This window comes from Nocardia stercoris, assembly GCF_003696265.1.
GTDB classification, from domain to species: domain Bacteria; phylum Actinomycetota; class Actinomycetes; order Mycobacteriales; family Mycobacteriaceae; genus Nocardia; species Nocardia stercoris.
In genome coordinates, this window is sequence record NZ_RFFH01000001.1 from 91,776 (window position 1) to 104,025 (window position 12,250).

At 70.5% G+C, this 12,250-nt stretch carries 14 protein-coding genes; 9 read left to right on the top strand and 5 right to left on the bottom strand.

Annotation, left to right across the window (positions count from 1 at the left end; translation table 11 throughout):
• Positions 1-83 precede the first annotated feature (83 nt).
• On the top strand, positions 84-1,076 hold the full coding sequence (locus tag EBN03_RS00300; protein ID WP_158675497.1) for an AraC family transcriptional regulator ligand-binding domain-containing protein: 993 nt from the start codon (positions 84-86) through the stop codon (positions 1,074-1,076).
• Between the two features lie 60 nt (positions 1,077-1,136).
• Here EBN03_RS00300 and EBN03_RS00305 read toward each other — a convergent pair whose 3' ends face one another.
• Positions 1,137-1,700 carry a TetR/AcrR family transcriptional regulator gene (locus tag EBN03_RS00305; RefSeq protein ID WP_122186661.1) on the bottom strand — a complete coding sequence of 188 codons (564 nt, stop codon included), beginning with the start codon at positions 1,698-1,700 and terminating at the stop codon, positions 1,137-1,139.
• Between the two features lie 91 nt (positions 1,701-1,791).
• On the opposite strand from EBN03_RS00305, the gene EBN03_RS00310 reads away from it, so the two are divergent.
• The 3 genes from EBN03_RS00310 to pth all read left to right on the top strand — a co-directional run bounded on the left by EBN03_RS00310 (position 1,792) and on the right by pth (position 3,952).
• Positions 1,792-2,574, top strand: coding sequence for a lysophospholipid acyltransferase family protein (locus EBN03_RS00310; RefSeq protein ID WP_233608009.1), 783 nt, complete (start codon positions 1,792-1,794; stop codon positions 2,572-2,574).
• 162 nt (positions 2,575-2,736) lie between these two features.
• Positions 2,737-3,348: a 50S ribosomal protein L25/general stress protein Ctc gene (locus EBN03_RS00315; RefSeq protein ID WP_122185830.1), complete on the top strand. Its 612-nt coding sequence runs from the start codon at positions 2,737-2,739 to the stop codon at positions 3,346-3,348.
• A 22-nt stretch (positions 3,349-3,370) separates the two neighbouring features.
• Positions 3,371-3,952: an aminoacyl-tRNA hydrolase gene (gene pth / locus EBN03_RS00320; protein WP_122185831.1), complete on the top strand. Its 582-nt coding sequence runs from the start codon at positions 3,371-3,373 to the stop codon at positions 3,950-3,952.
• Between the two features lie 6 nt (positions 3,953-3,958).
• Here pth and EBN03_RS00325 read toward each other — a convergent pair whose 3' ends face one another.
• Positions 3,959-4,429 carry an SRPBCC family protein gene (locus EBN03_RS00325; protein ID WP_122185832.1) on the bottom strand — a complete coding sequence of 157 codons (471 nt, stop codon included), beginning with the start codon at positions 4,427-4,429 and terminating at the stop codon, positions 3,959-3,961.
• Between the two features lie 139 nt (positions 4,430-4,568).
• On the opposite strand from EBN03_RS00325, the gene EBN03_RS00330 reads away from it, so the two are divergent.
• The 5 genes from EBN03_RS00330 (at position 4,569) to egtD (ending at position 10,537) form a co-directional block, all read left to right on the top strand.
• Positions 4,569-5,651, top strand: a complete 1,083-nt coding sequence (locus EBN03_RS00330) for an ADP-ribosylglycohydrolase family protein (RefSeq protein ID WP_122185833.1) — start codon at positions 4,569-4,571, stop codon at positions 5,649-5,651.
• Between the two features lie 253 nt (positions 5,652-5,904).
• Positions 5,905-7,182 carry an ergothioneine biosynthesis glutamate--cysteine ligase EgtA gene (gene egtA, locus EBN03_RS00335; protein WP_122186662.1) on the top strand — a complete coding sequence of 426 codons (1,278 nt, stop codon included), beginning with the start codon at positions 5,905-5,907 and terminating at the stop codon, positions 7,180-7,182.
• Positions 7,183-7,221: 39 nt separating this feature from the next.
• The gene (gene egtB, locus EBN03_RS00340) at positions 7,222-8,559 is read left to right on the top strand and encodes an ergothioneine biosynthesis protein EgtB (RefSeq protein ID WP_122185834.1); all 1,338 of its coding nucleotides are present in this window, start codon (positions 7,222-7,224) and stop codon (positions 8,557-8,559) included.
• A 20-nt stretch (positions 8,560-8,579) separates the two neighbouring features.
• Positions 8,580-9,569 carry a class II glutamine amidotransferase domain-containing protein gene (locus EBN03_RS00345; RefSeq protein ID WP_407671058.1) on the top strand — a complete coding sequence of 330 codons (990 nt, stop codon included), beginning with the start codon at positions 8,580-8,582 and terminating at the stop codon, positions 9,567-9,569.
• Positions 9,566-10,537: an L-histidine N(alpha)-methyltransferase gene (gene egtD / locus EBN03_RS00350; RefSeq protein ID WP_122185836.1), complete on the top strand. Its 972-nt coding sequence runs from the start codon at positions 9,566-9,568 to the stop codon at positions 10,535-10,537. Before EBN03_RS00345 ends, egtD begins: the two co-directional genes overlap by 4 nt.
• Before the next feature lie 61 nt (positions 10,538-10,598).
• Here egtD and EBN03_RS00355 read toward each other — a convergent pair whose 3' ends face one another.
• From EBN03_RS00355 to EBN03_RS00365, 3 genes are all read right to left on the bottom strand, one after another.
• Positions 10,599-11,234 (bottom strand): DUF2461 domain-containing protein, encoded by a 636-nt coding sequence (locus EBN03_RS00355; RefSeq protein WP_122185837.1) that lies wholly within the window; start codon positions 11,232-11,234, stop codon positions 10,599-10,601.
• 19 nt (positions 11,235-11,253) lie between these two features.
• Positions 11,254-11,667 carry a hypothetical protein gene (locus EBN03_RS00360; RefSeq protein ID WP_122185838.1) on the bottom strand — a complete coding sequence of 138 codons (414 nt, stop codon included), beginning with the start codon at positions 11,665-11,667 and terminating at the stop codon, positions 11,254-11,256.
• A gap of 119 nt (positions 11,668-11,786) precedes the next feature.
• Complete coding sequence (locus tag EBN03_RS00365; RefSeq protein ID WP_122185839.1) at positions 11,787-12,140, bottom strand: hypothetical protein; 354 nt, start codon at positions 12,138-12,140, stop codon at positions 11,787-11,789.
• Between the last annotated feature and the right edge of the window lie 110 nt (positions 12,141-12,250).

Genomic DNA, 12,250 nt, shown 5'->3' on the forward strand with positions numbered 1-12,250 from the left:
GCCCGGCACCCACGTCCCTGAGGTACGCGGGCCGATTTCCCGCAACGCTGCCGGCCGGTCGGTTCGCAGGCACAATGTCCGGCGTGGACGCGGTGGATGTGGTGATGTTGCCCAGGTACGTGCTGGCCGCCGCGCCGCTCACCGAGGAGCGGCGCCGGGAGCTGGCCCGGCAGGCCGGGCTCGCCGACCTGCCGATCACCGACCCGACCGCCATGGTCCCCAGTGACGGCTACCTGAAGTTGTGGGAACTGGTCGAGCACGAGTGCGGTGATCCGCTGCTGGCGCTGCGCGCCGCCCACACCTATTACCCGGGCCAGTTGGGCCTGCACGACTATCTGTTCACCACGGCACCCACCATCGGTGACGGTTTCCGCCAGCTCGGGCGCCACATCGGCGCGCTGACCACGAACTTCCGTTTCGTGCCCGCCGAACAGACCGAGCAGGAGTGCAGCTTCGACGTGGTGCTGCTGTCCGGGGAGGGTCGCAGCCGGGAGCTGGCGATCCAGTCGGCGGTCACCCGGTTGTTCACGCGCGCCCAGCACGCCACCGGCCGGCCGGTGCATCCGGTCCGGGTGGGTTTTCGGCAGCGGGCCCCGCGCCGGCACGACGATTTCGCCGAACTGGTCGGCACCCGCGACGTCGACTTCGGTACCGCGACCGATCGGGTGACCTTCCGCAACGCCGATCTCGAATTACCCATGCGCACAGCCGATTCGGCGCTGGCCGAGATTCTCGCCGGTTACGCGGCGAGCCTGCCCACCCGGCCGGTGGTCACCACCTGGACCGCACGGCTGCACGACGTACTGGTCCCGATGCTGGGCCGGGAATCGGTCGGGATCGACGAGGTCGCGCGCCGTATGCACCTGAGCGGCCGCAGCCTGCAGCGCCGCCTCGCCGAGGAGGGCACGACCTGGCGCGAGGAGCTCGCGCGGGCCCGCCGCGAGCTGCACGAGGGTGCCCGCCGCTCGACGGCGAACACGCAGCAGCTCGCCTCCCGGCTCGGGTACGGCGACGCACGTTCGCTGCGCCGTGCGGCTGCCCGCTGGGCGGCCGCCGACCGGGACGGACCGGCGTGAGTGGTGCCGGCGCGGCGCGGTGGCGATCGATCGGCCGATAGTCGCCGCGGGTGCCGCGGGTTATGCGGTCGTTTCGGACAGGTACCGGGAAACCGCTGCGGCGACCAGGGTTTCGGTGTCGGTTTCGGGCACGATCGGCTCGAACGTGCGGTTCGCGACCAGGGTGGCGATGCCGTGCAGGTTGGCCCAGAGGCCGACCGCGCGGCTGCCGGTGGGGTCGGGCACGCAGGCGGCGACGAGCGCGGCCCAGGTGCGGTACAGCGGCCGGGCGTTCTCGCGCAGGTTGCGGCCGGAGCCCTCGAGCAGGTCGTGGCGGAACATGAGCGCGAACATCTCCGGCCGTTCGGTCGCGAAGGCGACGTAGTCGGCCGCGGTGGCGAGCAGCCGGGCGTGCGGGTCGGATTCGGTATGTGCCGCGAATCGTGTTGTGAGATCGGCGATTCCGCGGGCGGCGATCGCGGCGAGCAGTGAGCGGTGGGTGGGGAACCAGCGGCGTGGCGCGCCGTGCGAGACGCCGGCCTCGCGGGCGATCGCGCGCAGGCCGAGCTGACCCGCCCCGGCCTGTTCGAGCAGTGCGACGCCCGCGTCCACCAGTCGCTCCTGCAGCGGCCCGTCATCGGTCATGGCGCCCATTGTGGCCGGTCGATCGCGTGACCCGTGGGCGCGGTCGGCGCCGCGCGAACGGGTAGACATTGTCTACGCCCTCGTGTAGACAATGTCTACGCAACCGGATCGGGAGGGTCTCATGTGGTACTGGCTGTTGAAATACGTTCTGGTGGGCCCGATCCTGCGGCTCTTGGGCCGCCCACGGGTCGAAGGGCTCGAGCATGTACCGGCGACCGGGCCGGTCATCGTCGCCGCCAACCACCTCTCCGAAATCGACTCCCTCTACCTCTGCCTGGTCTTCCCGCGCCGCCTCACCTTCCTGGCCAAGGGCGAATACTTCGCGGGCTCGGGCCTGCGCGGCCGGATCGAGCGCTGGGTGATGACCGCGACCGGCCAGGTCGCCGTCGACCGAACCGGTGGCGCGGCCGCCGGTGACGCCCTGGACGCCGCCGTCCGCATCCTGGAAGGCGGCGGCGCCTGGGCCATCTATCCCGAAGGCACCCGCTCCCCGGACGGCCGGCTCTATCGCGGCCGCACCGGCGTGATCCGGGTCGCGATGGAAACCGGCGCCCCCGTGCTGCCCGTGGTGCTGTCCGGCACCGACCGGGTGAACCCGCGCGGGCGTCGCGGACTCCGATTCGCCCGCGTCCGGATCGTCATCGGCCGCCCGCGCCGGTTCCCGGCCGCCGATCGCGCCGCGGTACGCCAGGCGACCGACGACCTGATGGCCGGTATCGCGGCCCGGTCCGGGCAGGCGTATGTTCACAGCTACTCGAAATCGTTCCGCATCGTTCCGCGCCGCCTGACGACGCGGAAATATCGCCGCGAACAACCCTGTGCAGGGCATGTTCGTGAGCGTGCTATTGTTTTCGGGTTGTCTCGGCGAGGGTGAGGCACGAAAGTGCTCACCGTAATCGACGCGGCTCGGCTTCCGGCCGTCCTCGTTCGGTTTCTCGCCCGACGAGTTGACCCATTGCCGGGGTCGCGAGCAGCTTCGAGCCGCCCGCGCGATTCCGGCCAGTAAGCAGCCGACCGCAGCCGTAGGAGTTCCTTCATGTCCGACGCCAGCCTTCTCGAAGCCACCGTCCGTACCGAATTCGGCAAGGGCGCGGCGCGTCGTACCCGCCGTTCGGGCAACGTTCCCGCCGTGCTGTACGGCCACGGCGAGGCCCCCAAGCACCTGTCGGTGAACGCGCAGGCCTTCGCCGCCATCCTGCGTGAGCACGGCACCAACGCCGTGCTGAGCCTGAACATCGAGGGTCAGCAGCAGCTGGCGCTGACCAAGTCCGTGGTCGTGCACCCGATCCGCCGCTACATCGAGCACGCCGACCTGCTGATCGTGAAGCGCGGCGAGCGCGTCACCGCCGACGTCGTGGTCGCCCTGGTCGGCGACGCCGCGGCCGGCACCCTGGTCACCCAGGAGTCCACCACCCTGTCCATCGAGGCCGAGGCGCTGCACCTGCCCGAGTCCATCGAGATCTCGATCGAGGGCGCCGAGGCCGGCACCCAGATCACCGCCGGCGCCATCGCCCTGCCCAAGGGTGTCACCCTGGCCGGCGACCCGGAGCAGCTGATCGTGAACATCATCGCCGCGCCGGCCGCCGAGGCCGAGCCGGAGGCCGCCGAGGGCGAGGCCGAAGAGGCCGCCGCCGAGAGCGCCGAGTAAGAGCCGCTCCCAACGGTTTTCGATGACCTCATCGGAGGCCGGGCCGGCGCTCGTGGTGGGACTGGGTAATCCCGGCCCCGAATACGAGCGCACCCGGCACAACGTCGGTTTCCTGGTCGCCGACGCGCTCGCCGAGCGCGTCGGCGGCCGGTTCACCGTGCACAAGAAGTCGGGCGCCGATCTGCTGGAAGCCCGGCTCGACGGCCGCAAGGTGCTGCTGGCCAAGCCGCGCACCTACATGAATCTGTCCGGGCGCCCGGTCGCGGCCCTGGCCAAGTTCTTCTCGATCCCGGCCACCGAGGTCATCGTCGTCCACGACGAACTCGATCTGCCCTTCGGTGCCGTCCGCCTCAAGCAGGGCGGCGGCGAGGGCGGGCACAACGGTCTGCGTTCCATCTCCAGCGCGCTGACCACCAAGGACTACCTGCGGGTGCGGTTCGGGATCGGCCGGCCGCCCGGCCGCCAGGACCCCGCGGACTTCGTGCTGAAGCCCTTCGCCGCACCCGAGCGCAAGGAAGTGCCGGTGATCGTCGAGCAGACCGCCGACGCCGTCGAACTGCTGCTGCGCGTCGGTCTGGAAGCCGCGCAGAACCAGCTGCACTGAACCCGGTCAGTTCACCTGCTCGGCCAGCCTTTTCAGGCCGGCCAGCCCGCGCTCGTAGTCCTTTCCGACGACCTTGTCCGTGTCGAAGATCGGCGCGAGGACCCGCATCAGCAGGTTCTTGCGGCCCGACATGCTCCAGCTGACCGTGGTGCCCGAATCCGCTGGGGTGAAACGGAATTCCACCTTGTTGTCGGCCTTGAACGGCTTACGGAAATTCAGGTCGATGTCGACCCGGCCGGGCTCGGTCCCGGTGATCGTCATCGCGCCGGCGCCGGCCTTACGATTGCCCTCCCACGCATACCGGGCACCCACACCCGAATCCGGGCCCGAATAGGTGCGTTGCATCGCCGGATCCAGGTCCTCCCACGGCGACCAGTCGCGCCAGGAATGAAAGTTCTCGACCAGCGGGCGAATCCGGGATTCCGGGGCGGCGATCGTCACCGAGCGTTCGACGACGAAAGAACTCGAATCGGTCATCAGATGTCCTCGTTCGGGGAAAGGGTTCGACGATTCGTGCGACATCGGGGAGTGTAGACCTCGTCGGGAGCTGCCGGGGCTCACCGGCGTCGGCGCGAACGGACACCCCGTGGCGGGGATTCGATGGAAGTATCTGGATATGCAGGCGAACGAAACACTGTCCGACCGGATTCGGGGCGCACTCGTCGGGGGCGCGATCGGTGATGCGCTGGGGTGGCCGATCGAATTCCTTCAGCTGGAACAGATTCGGGCCCGATACGGATTCGCCGGGGTGACCGACCTACTGCCGCAACATGATCCGGGACCCCAGCACATCACCGACGACACCCAGATGACCATGTTCACCGCCGAGGGCCTGCTGCGGACACCGGTCGGCGCGGACCCGGTCCCGGTGCTGCGGCGCGCGTACCTGCGCTGGCTCGACACCCAGCAGAACGACGGTCCCGCAACACATCCCGACGGGTGGCTCGCCGGCCTGGACTACCTGTACGCGATGCGGTCCCCGGGGAACGCCTGCATCACCGGGCTGCGCCGCCAGGCACGTGAGTACCAGCCGCCGCGGCCGCTCGGCGAGCACGGCGCGGTGAACTCCGACTCCAAGGGGTGCGGGACCGTGATGCGGTCCGCGCCGTTCGGCCTGGTCGGCGCCGGTCCGGAGGTGGCGTTCGGGCTGGCGGCCCGGGCGGCGCAGCTGACGCACGGGCATCCCACCGGATACGTGGCGGCGGGGGCGTTCGCCGCCTTGATCGACGAGAGCGTGTCCGGTCGCCCGCTGCGAGATGCCGTGCGCGACACCATCACCCGAATCGACTGCGTGCCCGGCAGTGGTGAGGTCGGTGCGGCGTTGCGCTGGGCGGTCGAGTCGGCCGACGCCGCCGGGACCGCCACCGCGGCCTGGGTCGAGCAGGTCGGCGCCGGCTGGGTCGCCGAGGAATGCCTGGCGGTGGCGGTCTTCTGCGCGTTGCACGCCGAACACACCGGCGATGTCCGGGGTGCACTGTTGTTGTCCGTCAACCATTCCGGTGATTCGGACTCGACCGGCGCGGTGACCGGCAACCTGCTGGGCGCTCGGCACGGACTGTCCGCGCTGCCGCCGGACTGGGCCGCCGCGGTGGAGGGCCGGGCCGATCTGATCACGCTCGCCGACGACCTCGTCGCGGCCTGCTTCCACGACGACCGCTCCGGCCTGGGGGATCGCTACCCGATCGACAGCCGGGTGTAGGCCTTCCACCACTGGGAAGGTCCACGAACCGGCCGGTCGGCTCGCTCGGCGCGTCTACCTGCGCGGATATAACGATGCGGCCGCCCCCGGCTCGCATCGGTCACTTTTCGGTCAGTTTTTCTGTCGGTATGCCCGGCTACTCTGGATTCAGATGACGGAAGCGACCCGATCGCTTCCACGCCGGGCCCCACCAGGTGCGCCCGGCCTCGAGCCCGCGGGCGACCTCGCGCGGCGCGGCGGAGTGGAGGTGGTCATGGCAGTCACGACGGAGCGTTCCCGGCTCGAGGCGGGGGTGGAGTTCTCGTCCCGGGCCGCGGCCGAGGCCTATGTCGGCGGCGTCTGCTTCAAACAGGGCCCGCCCGCGCTGGTCGGCGCCGAACTGGAGTGGCTCACCAGCCAGGGTGAGTGGTCGGCGCCGGGTCACCGTCCCGAGCTCGCGGCACTCGTGGACGCCCTGGGCCCGTACGCGCCGCAGAACATCGCTCCCGGCTCCCCGGGCCTGCCGTTACCGGGTGGCAGCCGGGTCACCCTCGAGCCCGGCGGACAGGTCGAACTGTCCAGCGCCCCCTTCGCCAGTGCGGGTGAACTCTGCACCCGCCTGCGAGCCGATACCGCCGCGCTGCGCGACCTGCTCGCCACCGGATCCATCCGGCTGCACGCCGCGGCCGCCGATCCGCACCGTCCGCCCCGCCGGATACTCGACCTGCCCCGATACCGGGCGATGGAGGAGAGGTTCGCCGGCATCGGCCCGTTCGGCACGCTGATGATGTGCAATACCGCGGCCACCCAGGTCAGTGTGGACGCCGGTGCCGACCCCGCCGAGATCGCGGCCCGCTGGACCGCCCTGTACGCGGTGGGCCCGGCCCTGCTCGCCGCCTTCGCCTGTTCTCCCGACCTCTACGGTGTGCCGCCCGGTTCGTGGGCCTCGCAGCGGATGCGCACCTGGCTGCGGCTCGACAACGCGCGCGCCCGGCCGCCCGTGTCCCAGTGGGCGGATCCGATCGCGGGCTACGCCCGGTGGGCGCTGGACGTACCGCTGTTGTGCGTGCGGCGCACGCCGGGCCCGGGTTGCGACTGGGCCGCCCCGCCCGGGGCCACATTCGCCGACTGGATCGACGGCGCGCTGGACGAGGAGATCGGCCGCCGCCCGGCCGCGGCCGATCTGGACTACCACCTCACCACGCTGTTCCCGCCGGTCCGGGCTACCGGGCACCTCGAGGTGCGCTATATCGACGCCCAACCCGGCGACGGCTGGACGACGCCGGTGCACACGGTGGCGGCACTGCTGTCGGCGCCGGCGGTGGTCGCCGAGGCGACCGCGCTGGCCGCGCCGACGGCCACCGACTGGTGGGGCGCCGCCCGCGACGGCCTGGCCGATCCGCAGATCCGGTCGGCCGCGGTGAGCCTGTTGCAGCTGGCGGCCGCGCACACCACCGCACCGGCGGCGCGCGCCGAGATCCTCCGGGCTGCCCTGCGCTGCCGGGCCGGGCAGATGCCGGCCGCCGCTGCGGGATATTCCCGAGCCATCTGAATCCGCAGCTGTTTCCCGCACCGATTTCGGAGTTTGCTGATGCCCCTTTCCCCGAATGCCGCCGACCGCCACGAAACCGAATTGTTGCGTGACCGGATCGCCACGGTACTTGCCCGTTCCCGCGCGCGTACCGCGGTGCTGACCGATTGTCTGGACGAGGCGGAACTGGTTGCTCAACATTCGCGGTTGATGAGTCCGCTGGTCTGGGATCTGGCCCATATCGGTAACCAAGAGGAGTTGTGGCTGGTTCGTGATGTGGGTGGGCGCGAACCGGTTCGGGCCGATATCGACCAGCTCTACGACGCGTTCAAACACGCCCGCGCGGACCGGCCGACGCTGCCGCTGCTGGATCCGGCGCAGGCGCGCGGTTATGTGGGCACCGTGCGCGACAAGGTCCTCGACGTGCTCGACGCCAGTCCGCTCACCGGGCGGCCGCTGGTCGCCGACGGATTCGCGTTCGGGATGATCGCCCAGCACGAACAGCAGCACGACGAGACCATGCTGGCCACCCACCAGCTGCGCACCGGCCCCGCCGTGCTGACCGCAACGACTCCGCCACCGGGCGGCCCGACCGCAGACGAGATCGTCGTTCCCGCAGGCGAATTCGTCATGGGCACCGATACCGATCCGTGGGCCCTGGACAACGAGCGGCCGGCGCATCCGGTGCACGTGCCCGGCTTCGCGATCGAGGCCACCCCGGTGACCAACGCCCGGTACCAGCAGTTCATCGCCGACGGCGGCTACGACCGCCCCGAACTGTGGTCCGAGCGCGGCTGGGCGCACCGCGTCGAGGCCGGGCTGGTGGCACCGCAGTTCTGGGAGCGCGACAGCGGAAACCAATGGTGGCGGCGGGTTTTCGGCGTGATGACGCCGGTACGCCCGCAGCAGCCGGTGGTGCACGTGTGCTGGTTCGAGGCGGAGGCCTTCGCTCGGTGGGCGGGCAAGCGCCTGCCCACCGAGGCCGAATGGGAGAAGGCCGCCCGCTTCGATCCGGCCACCGGAACCTCGCGGCGCTACCCGTGGGGCGACACCACACCGGACGAGCGGCACGCGAATCTCGGTCAGCGCCATCTGGAACCGGCCGAGGTGGGCGCCTACCCGGCGGGCGCGTCCCCGGCGGGAGTGCACCAGCTGATCGGTGACGTCTGGGAGTGGACGGCCTCGGGATTCGACCCGTACCCGGGGTTCCGGGCCTTCCCGTACCGCGAATACTCCGAGGTCTTCTTCGGCGGCGACTACCGGGTGCTGCGCGGCGGTTCCTTCGGCACCGACGAGGTGGCCTGCCGGGGCACCTTCCGCAACTGGGACCACCCGATCCGGCGGCAGATCTTCGCCGGTTTCCGGCTGGCCCGCGATCTGCGCGCGGACGAACACTGATGTGCCGTCACCTGGCGTACGTGGGGCTCCCGGAACCGGTGGGGGAGTTGCTCACTCGCGGTGACCACTCGCTGTTCAACCAGTCCTGGGAGCCGCGCGACATGCGGCGCGGCGGAACGGTGAACGCCGACGGTTTCGGTGTCGCGTGGTGGATCCGCGGCCAGGTCGCCGCGGACGTCGATGCGGTGGAGTCCCGCACCCTCGGGGCCCAGCACCACGCGCCCGCGGAAGACGGCCACGGATCGGTGCCGCTGGTCGCGAGCCGGTATCGCAATGTGTCGCCGATCTGGTCCGATCCCGCTGTCACGGAGGTACTTCCGCAGCTGTGGTCGACCGCGGTACTGGCGGCGGTGCGGTCCGCCACGGCCGGGATGCCGGTGGAGCGTTCGGCGTGTGCCCCATTCACGCACGGCCGCTGGGCCTTCAGCCACAACGGCACGGTTCCGGGCTGGACCACGGTGCTCCCGGCGGTCGCCGCCGAATTCGGTTCCCCGCCACTGGTCGAGGCCGAGTCGCATACGGATTCGGCCGCCCTGTGGGTGATCGTTCGCGGGTTGTTGGACAGCCTACCGCCGCCGGCGGATACCGATCTGTCCGGTGCGGTGGTGAGCCCGTCCCCGACGGGAGTCGCTACGCCTACGCCGTCGTGGGCGGCGCCGGACGGTGTCGAGCAGCGGCAGGAGGCGCCCGCGTCGGCCGCGCCGCAGTCCGGCGAAACCGCCACGCCCGCAACGGTGCTGCGGGATGTGGTGCGCGCGGTGCTCGCGCACGCCCCGGACGCGCGGCTGAATTTCCTCCTGTCCGACGGCAACACGATCTGGGCGACCGCCTGGTACCACTCGCTGTCCGTGCTCGTCGACGAGGAGTTCGTGGTCGTATCCTCCGAGCCCTACGACGACGACCCCCGCTGGCAGCCGATCCGGGACCGGTGCCTGGTCACCGCCTCGCTCACCGACCTGTCCGTTTCCGACCTCGACGTATCCGCAGACCGCGAAAGGCCGCGCCCATGACCGCAGCGACACTGGACATCCACCTCACCGAGGCCGATCTGACCGCGGCGCTGCGCGGGGACGCCCGCCGGGGCCTGACCGCGGACCCGAAGTGCTTGCCGCCCAAGTGGTTCTACGATGCCCGCGGCAGCGAGCTGTTCGAGGCGATCACCGAACTCCCCGAGTACTACCCGACCCGCACCGAGCGGGCGTTGCTGCAGCGGGTGGTCGGCGAGATCGCCCGGATCGCGCAGGCCGAGGTGCTGATCGAGCTCGGCGCCGGTTCGGCCACCAAGACCCGGCTGCTACTGGACGCGCTCACCGCCGAGGGCCCGTTGAAAACCTATGTCCCGCAGGATGTCTCCGACTCGTTCCTGCGCGAGACCGCCGACCGCGTGGCCGCCGAATATCCCGCGCTGGCCGTGCACGGCGTGGTCAGCGACTTCACCGACACCCTGCACACGCTGCCCCGGGGTGGCCGTCGGCTGGTCGCCTTCCTGGGCGGCACCATCGGCAACCTGGTCCCCGCCGAGCGCGCCGAATTCCTGGCCGACCTGCACTCGGTCCTGGATCCGGGCGAGCAGCTGCTGCTGGGTGCCGGTCTGGTGATCGATCCCGCGATCCTGGTCCCCGCCTACGACGACGCGGCCGGCGTCACCGCCGAATTCAACCGCAACGTGCTGCACGTGCTGAACTCGCGCCTGGGCGCCGACTTCGACCCGGCCGCGTTCGACCATGTGGCCGTGTGGGATTCGGCCGACGAGTGGATCGAGATGCGCCTGCGCGCCACCCGGGCCATGACGGTGCGGGTCGCCGACCTGGATCTGACCGTCGACTTCGCGGCCGGCGAGGAGATGCGCACCGAGATCTCGGCCAAATTCCGCACCGACGGACTGTCGGCCGAGCTGCAGGCCGCCGGATTCCCGGTCGAACGGGTGTGGACGGACCCGGACAACCGGTTCGCCTTGTTCTTGGCCGCTCGTCGCTGAGTCCGGGTTTCCTTCCGGCGCAGCGTGTTCCGTTGACCGGTGGCCGGGAAACCGCCGCCGGTCAGGCGCCGGCGACGGCCGACAGCCAGTCCACGGCCGGCCGCAGCTGCTCCCAGGCGGCCCGAATCTCCTTGGCCGCCTTGGGAGTCGGCAGCCAGGCCGGGGTGCCGAATTCCTTGCTCAGCACGATCGCCTTGTGCCGGAGCAGCTCGATCCGTGGGTGGTCGGCGTCGTAGCCCTTGGGCCTGGTCTTGAGCTGCTCGCCACCCAGGGTGAATCCGGCCTTGGTGGCCGCGGCCAGGATGTTCTCCAGCTCCGGCCCACGGACGTCGTCGGCGATGGTGTCGCGTAGCCGCGCCAGCTGGGCCGGTCCCGGCGCGTACAGCCCGCCCGCCACGAACAGGCCGGGCGCGCCGATCTGCACGTACCATCCGGCGCCGGCACCGGTGGCGACCACCGCGCCCTGATGGTTCTTGTACGGCGACTTGTCCGCCGAGAAGCGCACATCACGATAGGGCCGGAACAGTTTGGCCGGCCCGAAATCGGCTTCCAGTTCCGCGCACAGGGCCAGCATCGGCGCCTTCACCGCCTCGTCGTACACCGACTTGTGCGCAGTCCAGAACGATTTCGAATTGTCGGCCTCGAGGTCCTCGTAGAAATCCGGACCGGCCAGCGGGAAACCGGTGAATCCAGTCATGGCGTGTCCTTCGGACAGGTCAGCTCAGCGCTACCGAATGGCCGCGCCGATCCGGCACGACGAAATACAGGACGGCACCGGCGATCACGGTGGCGGCGGTCGCCGCGAAGGCCGACCATTTCCCCAGTCGCTCACCGCGGACGTGCCCGACGATGCCCAGAACGATGCCGACCGGGCCGATCAGCACGATGCAGGAGATCGCGGTGACCGCGGCGCATACGAACGCGAGCACGGAGAACACGCCCGAGCCGACGGCGGCGGCCACGGCGGGGGTGGGATGGGCGACAGGCTGGGGTTCGCTGGGCAGCGGGTCCGGGCCCGGATGCCGCCAGCAGACCTCGTCGCGGCGGTCGGCCACGGCGGTACCGGCCGGAGCGGCCGGGCCGGGATATTTCCAACTCGCGCCGGGGTCATCGGCGGCGTGTGGAACCACGGCACATCCTTTCCGATCGGTATCGGTCTGCGGGCTTCCGAAGGCCCCTAATGGTTAGCACGACCGGGCGATCGTCGCCAGATAACCGGCGAAACCGCACATCTCGAATCGTCGGGATCTCAATCGCCGGGTCCCTCGGTGATCTCCATGGCGGCCACCTCGGCCGGGCGGTCGTCCTCGTGCGCGAGTTCGGTCCGGCCGCGCCGCCGCGTCCACTCCTGATCGAGTTCGCGGTCGATCATGAGCGGGCCGTTGTCCTCGCTCTCGTAGTCGCGGATCACCAGGTCGGCGGGCGGGTCCAGGATGTAGCGCTCGTACGCGCGGACCTCGTCGGCCTGTTCGTCGTCGCCGAGGTCCAGGTCGAGGTCGGCATCGACGTCATCGAGGTCGAAGACCTCATCGATCAGCTGTTCCTGCCCGTCCGGCAAGATCCCGCCGGGTGCAGGATCAGCTTCGTCATAGCGCTCGGCCATGGCAGTCCACCTCTCTGCGCGTGCCGGTTGGCAAACAGTCGAGAACCACTTCTCACGCTACCGCCCTGACCTGCCCTACGTAAGGAGGGGAAACCGGGCCCGGGTCACAG

Coding starts and splice junctions, on each gene's coding strand:
- EBN03_RS00325 (WP_122185832.1), bottom strand. CDS start 4,429: ATGACCGATTCGAGTTCTTTCGTCGTCGAACGCTCGGTGACGATCGCC.
- pth (WP_122185831.1), top strand. CDS start 3,371: ATGACCTCATCGGAGGCCGGGCCGGCGCTCGTGGTGGGACTGGGTAAT.
- EBN03_RS00310 (WP_233608009.1), top strand. CDS start 1,792: ATGTCTACGCAACCGGATCGGGAGGGTCTCATGTGGTACTGGCTGTTG.
- EBN03_RS00365 (WP_122185839.1), bottom strand. CDS start 12,140: ATGGCCGAGCGCTATGACGAAGCTGATCCTGCACCCGGCGGGATCTTG.
- egtA (WP_122186662.1), top strand. CDS start 5,905: ATGGCAGTCACGACGGAGCGTTCCCGGCTCGAGGCGGGGGTGGAGTTC.
- egtD (WP_122185836.1), top strand. CDS start 9,566: ATGACCGCAGCGACACTGGACATCCACCTCACCGAGGCCGATCTGACC.
- EBN03_RS00305 (WP_122186661.1), bottom strand. CDS start 1,700: ATGACCGATGACGGGCCGCTGCAGGAGCGACTGGTGGACGCGGGCGTC.
- EBN03_RS00355 (WP_122185837.1), bottom strand. CDS start 11,234: ATGACTGGATTCACCGGTTTCCCGCTGGCCGGTCCGGATTTCTACGAG.
- egtB (WP_122185834.1), top strand. CDS start 7,222: ATGCCCCTTTCCCCGAATGCCGCCGACCGCCACGAAACCGAATTGTTG.
- EBN03_RS00315 (WP_122185830.1), top strand. CDS start 2,737: ATGTCCGACGCCAGCCTTCTCGAAGCCACCGTCCGTACCGAATTCGGC.
- EBN03_RS00330 (WP_122185833.1), top strand. CDS start 4,569: ATGCAGGCGAACGAAACACTGTCCGACCGGATTCGGGGCGCACTCGTC.